Source organism: Viridibacillus soli, from assembly GCF_016612995.1.
Classification (GTDB): domain Bacteria; phylum Bacillota; class Bacilli; order Bacillales_A; family Planococcaceae; genus Viridibacillus; species Viridibacillus soli.
This window is the reverse complement of sequence record NZ_JAEOAH010000061.1, coordinates 1-18,722: the sequence shown is the minus strand read 5'-3', so window position 1 is coordinate 18,722 and position 18,722 is coordinate 1. Positions and strand designations below refer to the sequence as shown.

The window sequence follows — 18,722 nt, the reverse complement described above, 5'->3', positions numbered from 1 at the left end:
AACAAGTTCTCGATAGTAGGGTTTCAAGACACGAGTAATGTGTATTGGAAGCCGTCTAGAGTCTAGTGATGATGGCAAAGAGGTCACACCCGTTCCCATGCCGAACACGGAAGTTAAGCTCTTTAGCGCCGATGGTAGTTGGGGGTTTCCCCCTGTGAGAGTAGGACGTTGCTAGGCACATTTAAGTACAACTGATTTTATCAGTTGTACTTTTTTTGTTATCAAAATTACAATTTTGTTCGTGGATTCCTTTGTTATAATGTCGTAGTGAATACTGTGAGCTACGACATTATACGTGAAAATGGCCATAAAAAGCCTGAAATCCGTTGCTAAAGACTTCAGTAACTATAATACATCCATTATAGTTTATGCTGAAATACCCTATAAAATTCGTATTTCTTGTAGAAATATTAAATAAGGCATATGGTTGAAAGTAATAGATTTAAAAGGAAATGGTTAGAATTTATTCTAACAAGGAGGCGTAGTAAGATGACAGTTGTTTATGATTTTACAGTTAAAAAAACAAATGGAGAACAGCAGGAACTTAGTGAGTTCGCAGGAAAGTCATTGGTTATTGTTAATACAGCAAGCAAATGTGGGTTCACCCCGCAATTTAAAGAATTACAAGCTTTATATGGAAAATATAAAGAGCAAGGATTTGAGATTTTAGGATTTCCATGCGACCAATTTAATAATCAAGAGTTTGATAATATTAATGAAACAATGCAATTTTGCCAAATGAATTATGGGGTAAGTTTCCCCCTGTTTGCTAAGATTGATGTGAAGGGTGAAAGTGCCGATCCTTTATTTAAACATTTAGTTTCCGAGAAGAAAGGTTTGCTAACGGAGGGAATCAAATGGAACTTTACTAAATTCTTAATCGATAAGAATGGTAAGGTAGTAGCGCGTTATGCACCACAAACTTCGCCTGAAAAAATCGAAAATGACTTAAAATTAGTGCTGCAGTGAAAAATTCTAAATAATCTTATTTATTGCAGAGTCCTTGACAAGTGAATAGGCACGTTGTTAATCTTACAATTAATATTCTTTTACAAAACAGGAGGAGTTACCGAAATGTGGGAAACGAAATTTGCCAAAGAAGGTTTAACATTTGATGATGTATTGCTTGTACCAGCACATTCTGAAGTATTACCGAAAGATGTAAGTTTATCAGTTAATTTAACACCAAAAATTAAGTTGAATATCCCAATTATTAGTGCTGGAATGGATACAGTAACAGAAGCACCAATGGCAATTTCTATGGCTCGTCAAGGTGGTATTGGTATCATCCACAAAAATATGAGCATTGAAGAGCAAGCGGATCAGGTAGAGAAAGTAAAACGCTCTGAAAATGGAGTTATTACAAATCCGTTTTTCCTAACACCATCTCATCAAGTATTTGATGCAGAACATTTAATGGGTAAATACCGTATTTCCGGTGTTCCAATTGTAAATAACGATAAAGACCTTAAATTAGTAGGGATTATTACAAACCGTGATTTACGCTTTGTACAAGACTACTCTCAAAAAATTGATGAAGTTATGACTAAAGAAGATCTAGTTACAGCTCCTGTCGGAACAACTTTAGACGATGCAGAAAGAATACTTCAACAGTTTAAAATTGAGAAATTACCAATCGTTGATAATGAAGGCGTCTTAAAAGGCTTAATCACGATTAAAGATATAGAAAAAGTTATGGAATTCCCGAACGCTGCTAAAGACCATTTAGGTCGTTTACTTGTAGGCGCTGCAGTTGGTGTTACAAAAGATTCTATGGTTCGTGTACAAAAATTAGTGGATGCACAAGTGGATGTAATTGTAATCGATACAGCACATGGTCATTCACAAGGTGTTTTAGAAGTAGTAAGAGATATTCGTGCAGCATTCCCAGATTTAGATATTATCGCTGGTAACGTTGCAACAGCTGAAGCTACTAAAGCTCTTTATGAAGCTGGTGCTGACGTAGTTAAAGTAGGTATCGGACCTGGTTCTATTTGTACAACACGTGTCGTAGCAGGTGTTGGTGTACCTCAAATTACAGCAATTTACGATTGCGCAGCAGAAGCTCGTAAACAGGGTAAAACAATTATCGCTGATGGTGGAATTAAATACTCTGGCGATATTATTAAAGCTTTAGCAGCTGGTGGACATGTAGTAATGCTAGGTAGCTTACTTGCAGGTACATCTGAATCTCCAGGAGAAACTGAAATCTTCCAAGGACGACGTTTTAAAGTATATCGTGGTATGGGTTCAGTAGGAGCTATGGAAAAAGGTTCAAAAGATCGTTACTTCCAAGAAGATGCGAAAAAACTTGTGCCAGAAGGTATTGAAGGACGTCTTCCTTACAAAGGACCTCTAGCAGATACAATCCACCAATTAGTTGGAGGTATTCGCTCAGGCATGGGATATTGCGGTACGAAAGATCTTCGTGATTTACGTGAAAATGCACAGTTTGTTCGTATGACTGGCGCTGGTTTACGTGAAAGTCATCCACATGATGTTCAAATTACGAAAGAATCACCAAACTACTCAATCTCATAATTTCGAAACTTTCCCATCCTTTCTACGTCAAACTAGATGTAGAAAGGGTGTTTTTTTATACACCGTAGTTGCTAGCGCTGAATCTATGTTAAAATGAGCGGAGTAAGAGGAGTAATATGAACACATATGGAGGTATTATGGTGAAAACATCAAGAAAAAACACATGGTTACGTATAATCATGGTTTCTGCTTTGCTGTTAAGTATGTTTGTAACAATACCTAAAGCAGCGAATGCAGAAGACGAGCTTAGTTTGCGTGTAAAAGGCGCCATTTTAATCGATGCAGACTCTGGTAAAATTTTATACCAAAAGAATGCGGACAAATCTTTAGGGATTGCAAGTATGTCGAAAATGATGACAGAGTATTTATTACTAGATGCAATTAATGAAGGAAAAATTACTTGGGATCAAAAATATAAAGTAACAGAATATGCATATAAAATTTCCCAAAATCGTGCACTTAGTAACGTACCTCTACGTGCTGACGGTGAATATTCAATTCGTGAATTGTATGAAGCAATGGCAATTTATTCAGCAAATGCTGCCACTATTGCAATTGCTGAAACAATTGCTGGATCAGAAACCGAATTCGTGAATCTGATGAACAAAAAAGCAAAAAAGATGGGCTTGAAAGGTTATACTTTCGTTAACTCAACAGGCTTGAACAATGCAGAACTTGACGGCATGGAGCCAGCAGGTACGGGTAAAACTGCTGAAAACAAAATGCCTGCAAAATCTGTTGCAAAATTAGCTTATCATTTATTGAAAGATCATCCTGTTGTATTGAAAACTTCGAGTATTACCAAAAAAACATTCCGTGAAGGCACAGATGATGCAATTGATATGTCTAACTGGAATTTCATGCTACCAGGTCTTGTATTTGAATATGAAGGTGTAGATGGATTAAAAACTGGTACAACTGAGTATGCCGGTTACTGTTTCACAGGTACTGCAACACGTAATGGAACCCGTTTAATCGCTGTTGTCTTGGATGCCGTAGATGCAAAAGGTGAAAGCACATATAAAGCCCGTTTTGATGCGACACGCTCACTTTTCGATTATGGTTTCAATCAATTCACTACAGAAGAAATTGTGCCAGCCAACCATTCATTTAAAGGGCAAAAAACTATACCTGTAATTGATGGTAAAGAAGATAAAGTGAAAGTCGCTACAAAAGAAGCTATCTCAATTATGGTGAAAACGACAGACAAGGATTTGTACAAGCCGAAATTAGTTCTAGATAAAAAAGAATTAAATGCGGCCGTGGAAAAAGGTACCGTTGTTGGCCATGTTGAAATTGATAAATCAAAAGGTAAAGATTATGGATTTATCGATGGAGAAGCAAGCAATGCAGAAGTTGTTACTACAGAAGCTGTAAAAAAAGCTAGCTGGATTTCATTAGCTTTCAAAGGAATTGGTAACTTCTTCTCAGATTTATGGAATAAAATATTCTAATATAGAAAAAAGGCAATCGCAATGATTGCCTTTTTTTATGCCTAAATTTCCCACGCTCTCATTAATTGTTGTACAGAACGCTCAATTTCCTCATCCTTAATTCCCCCAAAGCCAACCAAAAATTGCGTTGGTTCCTTAAGTGTATTAGAGCCCATCATATATTCTTGAATAGGTACAATTCGAATACTACTTTGTTGCGCCAACTGTTTCAGTTCAACTGCATTCTTGGCATGAGAAATGGTTAATACAATATGCATTCCAGCTTGTTCACCAGAAATTTTAACAGTCGGTGAAAACGGCTCTAGGGCCGTTGTAAGCCTCTCTAATTTTTTGCGGTAGATTTTACGCATTCGATTTAAATGTTTCGCAAAATGGCCGTCTCGCATGAATTGCGCGAGAATATGCTGCTCAAAGCGTGGTACTGTCGATGTATAGTAATTAAACGCCTGGTTATATACTTCTAAAAGTTTTGGAGGTAGTACAAAATAGGCAATTCGCAGTGAAGGCATGAGTGATTTTGAAAAGGTACTAATGTAAATGACGCTGTCACTTTTATCCATTCCTTGAAGTGCTGCAATTGGTTTCCCGATATAACGAAATTCACTATCATAGTCATCTTCAATAATATAGCGATTATCCTTTTGAGAAGCCCAGTTTAAAAGCTGTGCTCTGCGTGAGGCAGATAGTACTGCACCAGTCGGGAATTGATGCGAAGGTGTGACATAGACAACGTTGGCCTTAGAGTGCTCCAAATCGTTGACCAATAGACCTTCATCATCTACTTGGATAGGTATCGCAGGACGATCTGTTTGTTTAAAAATATGATGGGTTAATGGATAACCCGGGTTTTCAATTCCAAAGCGTGAGGAGGCTCCGAGCAGGCGGATAATCATTGGCATAAGTTGTTCTGTGCCAGAACCGATGACGATTTGATTTGGTGCACATATAACACCTCTTGATTGATATAAATACGTTGCAATTTCTTCCCGTAATTCCTGCTCACCTTGTGGCGAACCAATGAGTAGGAGCTCTTTTGATTGCTCATCAATGGCTTCTTTCGCATATTTCCTCCAAAGATGGAATGGGAATGATTCCGTATCAATTTGTCCTGGATTAAAGTCGATTGCAAATGCTTCGCGCGGTGTGGGATCAGGTATAACGGGATGCTGTATATCTTTTTCTACATATGCTAATTCTTCAACAGCTTCTACGAAATAGCCAACGCGTGGTTTTGATGCAATAAAGCCTTCCGCGAGTAATTGTGCATAGGCAAGTTCAATTGTTGTTTGACTAATATTTAAAAATTCTGCTAATTTTCTTTTTGAAGGGAGCTTGGATTCAGTTGGAATTGTACCTTCAGTAATTCCGTTCTTAATGCCTTCATAGAGCTGTTCATACATAGGTTTATTTGATTTTTTCTCTAACTGAAACATGAGCATATCCATCGTAACACCTCTTCTGACCACATAATTAAAGTTAAAACTGAATCTTTTTATATGGTCAATTTTCATTATACTAACATCATACAAGAAAATGGAGGCGAAGGAAATGACAAATCAAACAGGTACAGATCGAGTAAAACGTGGAATGGCAGAAATGCAAAAGGGCGGCGTTATTATGGATGTAATTAACGCAGAGCAAGCAAGAATTGCGGAGGAAGCGGGCGCAGTAGCAGTTATGGCGTTAGAGCGTGTACCATCTGATATTCGTGCAGCTGGTGGTGTAGCGCGTATGGCAGATCCTCGCATTGTAGAAGAAGTAATGGCTGCAGTATCGATTCCAGTAATGGCAAAGGCACGTATTGGTCATATTGTGGAAGCGCGCGTGTTAGAAGCAATGGGCGTAGATTACATAGATGAAAGTGAAGTTCTAACACCTGCAGATGAAGAATATCATTTGTTAAAGAGTAATTATAAAGTGCCTTTCGTTTGTGGCTGTCGTGATTTAGGAGAAGCAGCACGTCGCATTGGTGAAGGTGCTGCTATGCTTCGTACAAAGGGAGAACCAGGAACGGGTAATATAGTTGAAGCTGTTCGTCATATGCGCCAAGTAAATGCACAGGTGCGAAAAGTTACGAATATGACACCGGACGAGCTGATGACAGAAGCAAAAATTTTAGGAGCACCTTATGAATTATTACTTGAAATTAATCGTTTAGGTCGACTACCAGTTGTGAATTTTGCTGCAGGTGGTGTAGCTACTCCTGCTGACGCAGCACTAATGATGGAACTTGGAGCAGATGGTGTCTTTGTTGGCTCAGGTATCTTCAAATCTGAAAACCCAGCGAAGTTTGCGAAAGCCATTGTAGAGGCAACTACGCATTATCAAGATTATAAATTGATCGCTGAAATCTCAAAGGAACTGGGTATTCCGATGAAAGGTATCGAAATTTCCCGCTTAAATCCACAAGATCGTATGCAGGATAGAGGATGGTAATATGGTGAAAATCGGTGTTTTAGCATTACAAGGTGCTATACGTGAGCATGTGGGGGCTATTGAAGCCGTTGGGGCAGATGCCATCATTGTAAAGCGTGTGGAACAGTTAGAGGAGCTTGATGGCCTAGTACTACCAGGTGGCGAGAGTACGACGATGCGGAGGCTTATTGATCGCTATGGCATGATGGAAGCACTTCGCGAATTTGCTGCAGTGGGTAAGCCAATGTTCGGTACTTGTGCGGGATTGATATTATTGGCGCGTGAGGTTATTGATCAAGCAACTCCACATATTGGTGTGATGAATGTTGTTGTAGAGCGCAATTCGTTTGGCAGGCAGGTCGATAGTTTTGAAATGGCCCTTTCCTTGAAAAATATCGGTGAAAACTTCCCTGCCGTATTCATCCGTGCACCTCATATCGTAGCAGCTGGTCCGAATGTAGAAGTACTTGCAGAACATGAAGGACGTATTGTTTTAGCGAGAGAAGGTCCGTTTTTAGGTTGTTCATTTCATCCGGAATTGACCGATGATACGCGTATCATGGCGTACTTTGTGAAAATGGTTCGGCAGAGTGTTTTGACCACACTTGCAAAACCGTGAAATCTATTGTAAAGTATGGTTAAATTTCAAATTAAACACGATGATAGGAAGTAGTAGCAAGTAAGTTTTTTCAAAGAGAGTCGGCGGGTGGTGCAAGTCGATAAAAAACCTTGTGAATCCGTCCTGGAGTTGCTCAGCTGAATCGTTAGTAGGCTGCAGCCGGCCAACAAGCCGTTATGAAACAAGTGGATTGTACTTTTAGTGCAATCAATTAGGGTGGCAACGCGGGTAGCTCTCGTCCCTTTCCTGGGGATGAGGGCTTTTTTGCTGTTTATTTTTAAAGTAACCTAGACCTAAAGCATTGTTTCGTAAGATGGTACTCATACTTTTTTATTATCGAATTTACAAAACTGGAGGAATGGACAGATGTTAGATATTAAACGAATCCGTGATAATTATACGGAAATTAAAGAAAAATTATCTCACCGTAATGAAGATTTAGGAACCTTTGATCAATTTGAAACACTTGATCAACAACGTCGTGATTTAATCGCAAAAACAGAAGTATTAAAAGCTGAGCGTAATCAAGTTTCTGAACAAATTGCTCAAAAGAAACGTAATAAAGAAAATGCAGACGCTGAAATTGCGCATATGCGCAAAGTTGGTGATGACATTAAAGTAATGGATACAGATCTTCGTGATGTGGAAGATAAATTCCGCGATATGATGATGCGTTTACCAAATATTCCACATGAAAGTGTACCAGTTGGAGACACGGAAGATGATAATGTGGAAGTAGCTAAATGGGGCGATATCCCTGCATTTGATTTTGAAGTTAAAGCTCACTGGGATCTAGGTACAGATTTGAATATCATTGATTTTGAACGTGCTGCAAAAACAACAGGTAGCCGCTTCGTATTTTATCGTGGTTTGGGTGCTCGCCTTGAACGTGCTTTAATGAGCTTCATGATGGACTTACATTCTGAAGAACACGGTTATGAAGAGATGCTACCACCTGTAATCGTTAACCGTGATAGCTTAACAGGTACGGGGCAACTGCCAAAATTTGAAGAAGACGTCTTCAAATTAGCGGATACAGATTACTTCTTAATCCCTACAGCAGAAGTACCTGTAACAAATTTCTTCCGTGATGAAATTTTAGATGATGAAATTTTGCCAAAAGGTTTTTCAGCTTATAGCGCTTCTTTCCGTTCTGAAGCAGGGTCTGCAGGTCGCGATACGCGTGGTTTAATCCGTCAGCATCAATTTAACAAAGTGGAGCTTGTGCGTTTTGTGAAACCAGAAGATTCTTATGATGAATTAGAAAAACTAACGGGCCATGCTGAAAAAGTTCTCCAACTTTTAGGTTTACCATACCGTAAGTTAAAAATGTGTACATCAGATTTAGGCTTTACTGCTGCGAAAAAATACGATTTAGAAGTATGGATTCCGGCGCAAGGCACGTATCGAGAAATCTCTTCTTGTTCAAATTTTGAAGATTTCCAAACTCGTCGCGCGAATATCCGTTTCCGTCGTGAAGCAGGAGCAAAACCTGAATACGTACACACATTAAATGGTAGCGGTCTTGCAATTGGCCGTACTGTTGCAGCGCTTCTTGAAAATTACCAACAAGCGGATGGTTCTGTTGTAATTCCTGAAGTTTTACGTCCATATATGGGTGGTAAAGAAGTAATTCAAGCTCCAACTAAATAAGCTATAAACAAAAAGGCTATTGTGATGGAATTTTTCCATACATTAGCCTTTTTCTGTTTTAGTAAAAATACCTTCAGCCTCACAGCGGATTTTATGAAATTGTTGGATAGTAGGGTGAACTCTTGTCATATCTAATTTCTGTAATCTACGTTTTCCTAATCGGCGATCAAACATAGCTAGAGCTTGAGTGAGTATATTTCCTGATTGCATTGCTTCCTCAATCGATATCTGCCCGTATTGCATAAGAGCTTTATAGAAGTAGTCGCTTTCAAATTTCCCTTGCGCCATTAAAGCTGCTTCGGCTAAATCGTTGGCATCGATTAATGTCTGTCTTTCAGGGGATTCGAACATTACATTGAAGTCTCTATTATAGGGTATCGATTTGTGCATACGTTCTTCTTTGATTTGCTCGTACAGAATATTTCTTGGAACGATAAAGCTTAAATCATCAGCATTTAACATTTCCTGTTTATCTAGAGTGAGCCACACCCTTGCTGGTCCGTCATGTGCTTTACGGTAAACATTTGCATATAGTTTTACACGTCCTTGTAATTTTTCGCACAAAAAGCTTTCATACTGCTTTTTAATTTTGCTAAACTGCATAGGTGACCCCCCTGGAGTTTAGCTGTGAATACCTTCTGCACCACAGCGGATTTCATAAAACCTCTTTTCTAATGAGTGTTGTGGAACATTCATATCTTTCAATTTACGTTTGCCTACACGACGATCAAGCAGAGCGTATGAACGGATGAGCGGATTTTCAGATGTGAGGGCGTCTGCAATAGATAGATTTGGGTATTGCGCCAAAGCTCTATATAAATGCCAGCTTGCAATTATACCTTGTTCTTTCAATTGCGCTTCCGCTAATTCTTCCGCGGAAAGTCGCTCGAGTTTGAGTTCTTTCTCAAGTTGCTCAGCAAGATTGAAATGTTCATTAATATATGATAAATCAGCTGCACTAAAAATTTGTTCCGTATCTAGTGTCAGCGAAACACGTGAACGTTCATCATGTGAATGGCGATATGCTGCTGCACGAAGTTCAATGCGCCCTTGTAATGGTTCACATAAAAAACTTTCGACAGCTGATTTTAATTTGGTGAATGGGATTGCTTTACGACCAGTTGTTGCCCGTGTAGCTTTTTTCTCTTTACGTAAATTGCCGAAGAAATCGCTTAATAACTGGCCACATTCTGCAGCTAGAATGCCCTCTGTCACTTCACATTCATGATTAAATCGTGAGTCATTGAGTAGGTGATATAGGGAATCTACACAGCCGGCTTTACTATCTCTGGCTCCGTAAACGACGCGAGGCACTCTTGATTGTAAAATAGCACCTGCACACATGGGGCAGGGTTCTAAAGTGACATAAAGTATTGTTTCTTCTAAACGCCAGCTGCCAATTTTATTACAAGCCTGTTGAATAGCCATTAGTTCTGCATGAGTCACTGCATTTTGAGATGTTTCACGTAAATTATGGGCACTGCCAATTACTTCATTCTTGTAGACAATGATAGCGCCAATTGGTACTTCGCCTAATGCAGCAGCTTTTTTTGCCTCTTCAATGGCTAGCTGCATAAAGTGTAAATCTTTTTCTAAAACGTCCATAGATTCATCGCTCCTTGCCAAATAGTGTAGCACGGTTTGAACCCAATTCGCATATATTACTGGAGAAATGATGCTAGAGGAGGTTGCATTTGATTTATGTAGTGAAGCAGGGTGATAGCGTATATGATATCGCCAGGACGCATCATACGACCGCTGCGACAATTGTAGCGCTCAATGAGTTACCAGATCCAGATGTACTTGTTATTGGTCAAGCGCTCGTATTGCCTGAAACGCCAAACCCAAATCGTCCTACTATTGACACAAATGGTTACATTGAGTGGTATACAGAGGAGCTCCCTGAAAGTTTAATTGCCCAGGTGAGAAGACGTGCCCCACTATTAACGTATATGATGCCCTTTTCATATGAAGTGCGCCGTGATGGTACGTTAACACCGCTAGAATGGGGGAGCATTCCTGAAATTGCGAATGCCAGCCAATCAGCAACAGCCATTGTGTTAACAAATATAGAGAATCACGGCTTTAGTGATACGTTGGCGCATGCCATTTTAACCGATATTACACTTCAAGATTTAATAATTGGCGCGGCATTACGTGAAGCTTCTGCCAAAGAGGCAAAAGATATTCACCTAGATTTCGAATACTTAAAAGCTGAAGATAGAGACCGTTATGTAGCCTTTTTGAATCGTTTTAGAGCAAGAGCTCATGCACAAGGGTTAACGATATCTGCCGCTGTACCACCAAAAACAAGCGCCAATCAGCCTGGTAAATGGTATGAGGGGCATGACTATAAAGGCATAGGAGAGGCAGTAGATTTCGTCATCATCATGACGTATGAGTGGGGGTATAGCGGAGGTCCACCAATGGCGGTATCACCTATTGGTCCAGTACGCCAAGTGTTGGAATACAGTGTAAGTGAAATCCCTGCCAACAAAGTTATGATGGGGCAAAATTTATATGGTTATGATTGGACACTGCCATATGCACCGGGTAATCCACCTGCACGAGGGTTAAGCCCACAACAGGCAATTGCCCTTGCTAAAAATCAAAATGCGGCTATTTCATACGATTCGGTCGCTGAAGCACCATTCTTTCATTATTGGCGAAACGGGGTAGAGCATGTTGTATGGTTTGAAGATGCGCGCTCTATTGAAGCGAAGTTTAATTTACTGAAAGAATTAAAATTAAAAGGCATTAGTTATTGGCATATGGGATTCGCCTTCCCACAAAATTGGGCACTTTTAAGAGAAATGTTCCACGTGAAAAAAAGGTAAATGTAAGGCCTTCAGTGAATACTGGAGGTTTTTCGTGTTCAGAGATAAATTATTGGATTCAGATTGTACACACTTTACCAGCGCTTGCCCAGTCTAAACGAGCCGCTTTAGCTTTTCTATATGTTTAGCTAAAGCGGCTAGGCTCTCGAGGTCACTTTCACCTTCTCGGACAAAAGCTGAAGTGATGCTTTTGATTCGAGCCCGCATGATGCTGGTCACGCAGTCGTCGCCACAGGACGTGGCGTTCCTAGACTGTGTTCCTTTATGCAGTGCTTTTCGAGTCTGGACGAGCCGCTTTAGCTTTTCGTATCACTATGATAAAATGATAAGCACTGATTAAAAAGACGATGAAGGGGGACTTCTGATGCCTGTTCCATTTATTACGGTTGAGGGGCCAATTGGCGTCGGAAAAACGTCACTTTCTAGAATAGTTGCTGAGACATTTCAGTTGCACTTATTAAAAGAAATCGTGGACGAAAATCCGTTTTTAAATAAATTTTATGAAGACATTGATGAATGGAGTTTCCAAACAGAAATGTTCTTCTTATGTAACCGCTATAAGCAATTAACAGATATTAAGAATCATATTCTATCGCATGAAGATGCAGTCGTTGCAGATTATCATATTTTTAAAAATTTAATCTTCGCTAAAAGAACATTAAAACTGACTGAATTTCATAAGTACGAAGAAATTCATCGTATTTTAACTGCGGACATGCCACGTCCAAACGTAGTTATTTATCTACATGCAAGCGTCGATACATTGATGCAGCGAATTGCGATGCGAGGTCGCGAATTCGAGAAAATGATTTCAAGAGAATATATGGAGCAGCTTGTTGCAGATTATCATATTTTTATCGAGCGTTTTGAAAAACAACATCCAGATATTCCAGTACTTCGCTTCAATGGTGATGAAATGGACTTTGTAAAAAATGTAGCAGATTTACAGAAAATCTTGAAAACTGTTGAGGAAACATTAGAAAAAGGGAGTTTCGAATCATGAATTTAAGAGAGAAATACGGCATTCCGGCTAATGCTGTTATTACAATCGCGGGAACAGTAGGTGTCGGCAAATCAACGATGACAAAAGCGTTAGCCAATGCACTAAATTTCCGCACATCGTTTGAAAAAGTAGATTCAAATCCATATTTGGACAAGTTCTATGATGATTTTGAAAAATGGAGCTTCCATTTACAAATTTATTTCCTAGCTGAACGCTTTAAAGAGCAAAAACGTATTTTTGAATATGGTGGTGGTTTTATTCAAGACCGTTCAATTTATGAGGATACTGGTATTTTTGCTAAAATGCATGAAGAAAAAGGAACGATGAGCAAGATCGATTATGAAACATACAAAAATTTATTCGATGCAATGGTCATGACACCATACTTCCCACATCCAGATTTATTAATCTACCTGGAGGGCCCAATTGATGACATTTTAGAGCGTATTGAAGAGCGTGGTCGTCCAATGGAGCAACAAACGCCAAAAGACTATTGGTATGAAATGAATGAACGCTATGAAAACTGGATTGATGGCTTTAACGCTTGTCCAGTATTACGCTTGGATATTAACGATTATGATTTAATGAAAAATCCAGATACGGTTGAAGTAATCGTGGAACGCATCAGTCATTTTATGGAGCAAACATCACATTTACGTCGTAAATAATTGCTAAAGAAGTTGTCACAAAAGTGGTAGCTTCTTTTTATATTAAGTCTATTGTACAGATAGACAAATACCACCTATACCAATAAGAAAAAGTACAACCGCTATAAATATAGATATATTAAAAAATAAATCATTCGTAACGATATTCGGTAGAGGAATCTCTGCTTTCTTTACTTCATAGTCTATATGCCCAATCATGTATTCCCGAAAATACTCAGCTCGTTTTATTGTCCATATTAAAATAGCAATTGCCACATAAGCGAAAAATAAAATTAATTGAATATATTCATATATAGTCGCTTTCTTTTATACTTTTACATAAGAGGAGGCGTTTTTTATGCGAGTTGCAATTTATTGTGGATCCAGGATGGGTGAAAACTCTATATATGCGGAAAAGGCTGTAAAGCTCGGTGGATTTTTGGCTAAACAAGGGATTGGCATTGTTTACGGAGGTTCCATTGTAGGCCTAATGGGTAAAGTGGCAGATGAAGCATTAGAGAATGGTGGAGAAGTAATTGGTGTTATGCCGACCTTTATGCAATGGGAAGAAGTCACACATAGTGGCTTATCGGATTTATTATTTGTAGAAACAATGCATGAGCGCAAGGCTAAAATGATTGAATTAGCAGATGCTTTTATCGCTTTACCGGGTGGAGCAGGCACGATGGATGAATTTTTCGATGTGCTAACACTTTCTCAAGTAGGACAGCATACTAAGCCAGTGTGCTTATATAATATCAATCACTATTACAATCATCTACAGGCACATTTACAGCACACCGTAGATGAAGGCTTCATGCATGAAAGTCAGCAGGGTAAAATCGGTGTCGTAAGTTCGCCTGAGGAGCTTTTACGTTTTATAAATAAATTGTCGAGATGAATAACACTTGAAAATAACCATTAAAGTTTTACATATTTATGATAGAAAAATGGAATGTATCATTAAACAACAGATATAAAAATTGTGCAATTAAATGATACTGTATAAAAGGAAAGACCCCGCTGCATTAAGTATCGCAGTGGGGTTTATCTAAAAAGGCAAATAAAAAAGCAAACGTCGATGTTTGCTTCAAAATTTTCTGACTATATGTATTTGAGAAAAAATTCGTTACGTTAGTAACGAATACAATCTCAATATTATGCGCGTGTGTTTTTAAAAATAAAATGGAGGAGGAAGAGGGATTCGAACCCCCGCGCGGTTTAACCCGCCTGATGGTTTTCAAGACCATTCCCTTCAGCCAGACTTGGGTATTCCTCCGAAAATTTATGGTGTCGTCTTTCTGACAAGTAATAATATATCACGTATTAAATCATCGGTCAACACTTTTTATAAAAAAAGAGAAAGATTATTACGGAGTATATTTTTATGTAAAAAGCTTCGTTATTAAGTATAGTATGCAGCCTATATACAGAAACTGAAAAACAGTCACAATAGCGAGGTAAACTGATGTAGATTCTGTCTTTTTATGATTATATATTTCGATTTAGGGGTTTTTTATTGATTTTTTTCGTTATTATTCGTATACTAATATATGCCGTGCTAGGTGGGAAGGTAGCGGTGTCCTATAACTCGCAATCCGCTCTAGCGAGACTGAAGTCCTTTTCTAAGGCTGTCCGTATGTTTGGTCTGCCTTTTGCACGTAGTGTTGACGATTGGGTCCTGCGCAATGCGTACCCGCGAACCATGTCAGGTCCGGAAGGAAGCAGCATTAAGCGGCTTAACTCATGTGCCGTAGGGTCGCCTAATCAGAGCTAACGACAAAAGTAACGCTTATGTACGGCTGTCGAAGGAAGGTGCACGGCATTTATCGTGCAAATTTCAAACTCATTCGTCGATTTCGGCGAATGAGTTTTTCTTTTATCTAAATTTATAGAAGGGCTTTAATCAGAGCTCTTATGGTATAATAAATTCATTCAATTAATAGGCAAAAAAGGAGAGGAAAACGTTGACGTATCAAGCTTTTTACCGTGTGTATCGCCCACAATCATTCAGGGAAATGTCAGGACAGTCGCATGTTAAACGGACGCTCCAAAATGCTCTCCTTGCCAATAAAACGACCCATGCTTATCTATTCTCTGGCCCTCGTGGTACAGGGAAAACGAGTACGGCGAAAGTTTTTGCAAAAGCATTAAACTGTGAACATGCACCGACTGATGAACCTTGCAATGAATGTGCAACATGCCTTAGCATCACAAATGGATCCCATCCAGACGTCATTGAATTTGATGCCGCATCGAACTCCCGTGTAGAAGAGATGCGCGAAATTATCGAAAAAGTGCGTTTTGCACCAGCAAGTGCCAGGTTTAAAGTGTATATCATCGATGAAGTTCATATGTTATCAACAAGTGCCTTCAATGCCTTACTCAAAACATTAGAAGAGCCGCCAGCACATGTCGTTTTCATATTGGCAACGACGGAGCCACATAAACTACCAGCAACTATTATTTCACGCTGTCAACGCTTCGATTTCAAACGACTTTCTTCTATTGATTTATTAGAACGTATGAAAGTTGTTTTAGAAGACATAGAACTCCCATATGATGAACAAGCATTAAAGGTTATTTCCCAATCCGCTGCAGGAGGTATGCGTGATGCTTTAAGTATGTTAGACCAAGTTGTATCTTTCAGCGGTGACAAACTAACACTAGATGATGCATTATTCGTCACAGGATCGATAAGTCAGGACGTTTTCTATGACCTAGCGAAAGCCTTAAGTGAAAAAGATATTGCTCAAGTACTAGCACTCTTAGAAAAACTAATAAGCGAAGGAAAAGATGCTGTTCGCCTATCGGAGGACCTCATCACATTTTTCCGCGACTTATTACTAATTCAAACAGCTCCTGGTTTAGAAGACTTACTTGAACTCGCTTCATCGGATGAGAAATTTAAAACAATAGCGAACCAATTTACAATGGATACATTGTACGGCTATGTTGATATCCTTTCAAAAACACAACAGGAAATGCGTTTTTCACATCATTCCAAAATATACTTAGAAACAGCATTATTGAAAATGGCACAATTCGCTCCAGGCCAATCAATAATCCAAACAAATAGCCAAATGATGATGCAAGCTGCTGGCGAATCACCAAACGTTGAAGTGCTTGAAGCGAAAATTGCTTCATTAGAAGAAATAGTCCACCAACTTCAACAAGGTGGAATGCAACAACACAATGCCGCACCTGCACAGCAACGACAACGACCAAAAGTAGATAGTGGTGTAAAAATTAACGTCGGCCGAATTCAAGAAGTATTAAAGGTGGCGACGAAAAAAGATTTACAAATGATTAAGTCGGCGTGGGCTGATGTGATAAATCAACTTCAAAGATCGCAATCTGCACTTTTAGAAGAAGCTGAACCTGTGGCCGCAACTTCTAATGCATTTGTGTTAAAATTGAAGCAAGCAGTATATTGCACAATAGGGACAAATAATGGTACATTTTCAGCAATGACTACAATCTTGCAACAACTAACAGGCTCAACCTATGAAGTTGTTGTGGTACCTGAAGAGAATTGGTTGAAAATACGTACAGATTATATCCGTCAGCATGGCCTTGGTAAACAAGTAACTTCATCAGAAGAGTCACCTGAGGACCATATTAACGAATCGACTGAGTCTCTCTTTGTGGAAGAACAGATTATTTCAGAGGACCCACTTGTTGTGGAAGCTGAGAAAATTTTCGGCAAAGATTTTGTGGAAGTTGTAGAAGACTAAAATCAAACAATTTGAGGAGGAAACGAATATGCGTGGTATGGGTAATATGAATAACATGATGAAACAAATGCAAAAAATGCAAAAGAAAATGGTAGAGGCTCAAGAAGAGCTAGCTGTTCAAGTGTTTGAAGGCGTAGCTGGTGGTGGTATGGTGAAAGTCGTTATGTCTGGTGAAAAGAAAGTAACAGATGTAATTCTTGATGAATCAGTAGTAGATCCAGAAGATATCGAAATGCTACAAGACTTAATTGTCGTTGCTACAAATGAAGCAATCAAAAAAGTAGATGAAACAACAAATGCTACAATGGGACAATTCACGAAGGGCATGAATCTTCCCGGCATGTTCTAGGAGGAATTGATATGCATTATCCAGAACCAATCTCAAAACTAATCGATAGTTTTATGAAGTTGCCAGGTATCGGGCCGAAAACCGCGGCTCGTCTGGCGTTTTTTGTATTAACAATGAAGGAAGACACTGTCCTATCTTTTGCAAAGGCATTAGTCGATGCTAAACGTAATTTAACATACTGCTCGGTTTGCGGTCATATTACGGATGTGGATCCATGCCATATTTGTCAGGATAAACAACGTGATGCTTCAACAATCTGTGTGGTTCAAGATCCGAAAGACGTTATCGCAATGGAAAAAATGCGTGATTACCACGGTCTTTATCATGTTCTTCACGGTGCAATCTCGCCAATGGATGGTATTGGTCCAGAAGATATCAATGTACCTTCATTATTAAAAAGGTTACAAGATGACCAAGTACAGGAACTAATTTTAGCTACAAACCCTACAATAGAAGGGGAAGCAACAGCAATGTACATTTCGCGCCTTGTAAAACCATCCGGTATTTGCACAACTCGTATCGCTCATGGTCTACCTGTAGGCGGTGATTTAGAGTATGCCGATGAAGTAACTTTATCAAAAGCGTTAGAAGGAAGACGCGAACTGTAAAGTAAGGGGCGAAACATAATGTTTTTTCGTAAACAAAAGCTACGAAAAGAATTCGATGAGAAGTTAGTAGTATTAATGAGAGAAACAAAAGGGAATTGGCAACAGACGCAAGAAATTGAAGGATTACTAGACGATTATGATTTAGAGACAATTGTGCAGCGTAAAATAGCTGAAAGTAAACACTTCTATCTATTTAAAGAAGCGCGCATCCGAAAAATCTTATTAAGATAATGCATTAAAAACAGCATCCCAATCATATAGTTCACTACTATCCTAAAAGGAGTTGGACATATATGATGTGGAAACCACTTATTGGTTTCGTAGGGGTGCTGTTTTTTTTCTTCCTATTAATGAGAACAAGAAAGCATTGGGGAAAAACAATTGAATGGTTATCGATCTTTTGGTTCCGTATAGCATTCGCTTTCGTTCTATTGTTTGTACTACACTATTCATTAGGTTTTGTAGGGTTATTTGTTCCTATTAACTTTTTCTCGGGTCTATTGGTAACGCTATTAGGAGTACCGGGAGTAGCCTCTGTTTTAGCAATATCCATCTATTACAACTTTTTTTAATAAAACACTTGCGCAAGGTTTTGAATCATGTTATATTAATTAGGTTGCTAATTTAGTTAGCGCGACAACTTAATAACAACTTAAATAAGTTGTTGACACTGAGGAGTAAAGTTGATATAATATAAAGGTTGCTGCTAAAACAGAGTGATTAATTAGGACAACAACCTAAAAAGAATTTTAAAAAGTTGTTGACAACGAAATGTTATCCTGATATTATATTATAAGTCGACAACAAATCGGCTAAAAACAATGAACCTTGAAAACTGAACATGCAAGACGTTAATCAA

General features: G+C 38.8%; 18 protein-coding genes, 1 tRNA gene, 1 rRNA gene, 1 other RNA gene and 1 other annotated feature. Of the genes, 17 read left to right on the top strand and 4 right to left on the bottom strand.

The features are described 5' to 3' along the window. Nucleotides 1–61: 61 nt before the first annotated feature. From rrf to JFL43_RS21330, 4 genes are all read left to right on the top strand, one after another. Nucleotides 62–177: ribosomal RNA gene (gene rrf / locus JFL43_RS21345) — 5S ribosomal RNA — on the top strand. A gap of 312 nt (nucleotides 178–489) precedes the next feature. Next, nucleotides 490–969, top strand: a complete 480-nt coding sequence (locus JFL43_RS21340) for a glutathione peroxidase (RefSeq protein WP_100795396.1) — start codon at nucleotides 490–492, stop codon at nucleotides 967–969. A gap of 105 nt (nucleotides 970–1,074) precedes the next feature. Continuing rightward, nucleotides 1,075–2,541 (top strand): IMP dehydrogenase, encoded by a 1,467-nt coding sequence (gene guaB / locus JFL43_RS21335; protein ID WP_100795397.1) that lies wholly within the window; start codon nucleotides 1,075–1,077, stop codon nucleotides 2,539–2,541. 116 nt (nucleotides 2,542–2,657) lie between these two features. After that, on the top strand, nucleotides 2,658–3,995 hold the full coding sequence (locus JFL43_RS21330; RefSeq protein ID WP_234447946.1) for a D-alanyl-D-alanine carboxypeptidase family protein: 1,338 nt from the start codon (nucleotides 2,658–2,660) through the stop codon (nucleotides 3,993–3,995). Between the two features lie 41 nt (nucleotides 3,996–4,036). Here the strand turns inward: JFL43_RS21330 and pdxR are convergent, their stop codons facing one another. Beyond that, nucleotides 4,037–5,440 (bottom strand): MocR-like pyridoxine biosynthesis transcription factor PdxR, encoded by a 1,404-nt coding sequence (pdxR, locus tag JFL43_RS21325; RefSeq protein WP_100795398.1) that lies wholly within the window; start codon nucleotides 5,438–5,440, stop codon nucleotides 4,037–4,039. Between the two features lie 103 nt (nucleotides 5,441–5,543). Between pdxR and pdxS the strand changes: the two genes are divergently transcribed. The 3 genes from pdxS to serS all read left to right on the top strand — a co-directional run bounded on the left by pdxS (nucleotide 5,544) and on the right by serS (nucleotide 8,682). After that, the gene (gene pdxS, locus JFL43_RS21320; RefSeq protein ID WP_200750606.1) at nucleotides 5,544–6,431 is read left to right on the top strand and encodes a pyridoxal 5'-phosphate synthase lyase subunit PdxS; all 888 of its coding nucleotides are present in this window, start codon (nucleotides 5,544–5,546) and stop codon (nucleotides 6,429–6,431) included. 4 nt (nucleotides 6,432–6,435) lie between these two features. Then, entirely contained in the window at nucleotides 6,436–7,029 is a 594-nt protein-coding gene (gene pdxT / locus JFL43_RS21315; RefSeq protein WP_325166722.1) for a pyridoxal 5'-phosphate synthase glutaminase subunit PdxT, read from the top strand. A 31-nt stretch (nucleotides 7,030–7,060) separates the two neighbouring features. Next, nucleotides 7,061–7,275 (top strand) — a binding site (T-box leader). A gap of 120 nt (nucleotides 7,276–7,395) precedes the next feature. Continuing rightward, complete coding sequence (gene serS, locus JFL43_RS21310; RefSeq protein ID WP_200750604.1) at nucleotides 7,396–8,682, top strand: serine--tRNA ligase; 1,287 nt, start codon at nucleotides 7,396–7,398, stop codon at nucleotides 8,680–8,682. Between the two features lie 42 nt (nucleotides 8,683–8,724). On the opposite strand, the gene JFL43_RS21305 is transcribed toward serS, so the two are convergent. Then, entirely contained in the window at nucleotides 8,725–9,285 is a 561-nt protein-coding gene (locus JFL43_RS21305; RefSeq protein ID WP_200750603.1) for an SF0329 family protein, read from the bottom strand. 18 nt (nucleotides 9,286–9,303) lie between these two features. After that, nucleotides 9,304–10,287, bottom strand: coding sequence for a tRNA adenosine(34) deaminase TadA (gene tadA / locus JFL43_RS23665; protein ID WP_456119775.1), 984 nt, complete (start codon nucleotides 10,285–10,287; stop codon nucleotides 9,304–9,306). A gap of 89 nt (nucleotides 10,288–10,376) precedes the next feature. Here tadA and JFL43_RS21295 point away from each other — a divergent pair, with 89 nt between their 5' ends. From JFL43_RS21295 to JFL43_RS21280, 4 genes are all read left to right on the top strand, one after another. After that, nucleotides 10,377–11,519, top strand: coding sequence for a glycosyl hydrolase family 18 protein (locus JFL43_RS21295; protein WP_200750602.1), 1,143 nt, complete (start codon nucleotides 10,377–10,379; stop codon nucleotides 11,517–11,519). Nucleotides 11,520–11,883: 364 nt separating this feature from the next. Next, nucleotides 11,884–12,522, top strand: coding sequence for a deoxynucleoside kinase (locus tag JFL43_RS21290; protein ID WP_200750601.1), 639 nt, complete (start codon nucleotides 11,884–11,886; stop codon nucleotides 12,520–12,522). Continuing rightward, on the top strand, nucleotides 12,519–13,190 hold the full coding sequence (locus JFL43_RS21285; protein WP_200750600.1) for a deoxynucleoside kinase: 672 nt from the start codon (nucleotides 12,519–12,521) through the stop codon (nucleotides 13,188–13,190). Before JFL43_RS21290 ends, JFL43_RS21285 begins: the two co-directional genes overlap by 4 nt. 337 nt (nucleotides 13,191–13,527) lie before the next feature. Next, complete coding sequence (locus JFL43_RS21280; RefSeq protein ID WP_200750599.1) at nucleotides 13,528–14,070, top strand: LOG family protein; 543 nt, start codon at nucleotides 13,528–13,530, stop codon at nucleotides 14,068–14,070. Nucleotides 14,071–14,355: 285 nt separating this feature from the next. Here the strand turns inward: JFL43_RS21280 and JFL43_RS21275 are convergent. Continuing rightward, nucleotides 14,356–14,448, bottom strand: a tRNA-Ser gene (locus tag JFL43_RS21275). Nucleotides 14,449–14,725: 277 nt separating this feature from the next. On the opposite strand from JFL43_RS21275, the gene ffs reads away from it, so the two are divergent. The 6 genes from ffs (at nucleotide 14,726) to JFL43_RS21245 (ending at nucleotide 18,435) form a co-directional block, all read left to right on the top strand. Then, nucleotides 14,726–14,992, top strand: an RNA gene (gene ffs / locus JFL43_RS21270) — signal recognition particle sRNA large type. Between the two features lie 144 nt (nucleotides 14,993–15,136). Then, nucleotides 15,137–16,906, top strand: a complete 1,770-nt coding sequence (dnaX, locus tag JFL43_RS21265) for a DNA polymerase III subunit gamma/tau (protein WP_200750598.1) — start codon at nucleotides 15,137–15,139, stop codon at nucleotides 16,904–16,906. Between the two features lie 28 nt (nucleotides 16,907–16,934). Next, entirely contained in the window at nucleotides 16,935–17,255 is a 321-nt protein-coding gene (locus tag JFL43_RS21260) for a YbaB/EbfC family nucleoid-associated protein (protein WP_100795408.1), read from the top strand. Between the two features lie 11 nt (nucleotides 17,256–17,266). Next, complete coding sequence (recR, locus tag JFL43_RS21255) at nucleotides 17,267–17,863, top strand: recombination mediator RecR (RefSeq protein ID WP_100795409.1); 597 nt, start codon at nucleotides 17,267–17,269, stop codon at nucleotides 17,861–17,863. A gap of 18 nt (nucleotides 17,864–17,881) precedes the next feature. Continuing rightward, nucleotides 17,882–18,094, top strand: coding sequence for a YaaL family protein (locus tag JFL43_RS21250; protein WP_100795410.1), 213 nt, complete (start codon nucleotides 17,882–17,884; stop codon nucleotides 18,092–18,094). A gap of 62 nt (nucleotides 18,095–18,156) precedes the next feature. Beyond that, complete coding sequence (locus JFL43_RS21245) at nucleotides 18,157–18,435, top strand: pro-sigmaK processing inhibitor BofA family protein (RefSeq protein ID WP_200750597.1); 279 nt, start codon at nucleotides 18,157–18,159, stop codon at nucleotides 18,433–18,435. Nucleotides 18,436–18,722: the final 287 nt, after the last annotated feature.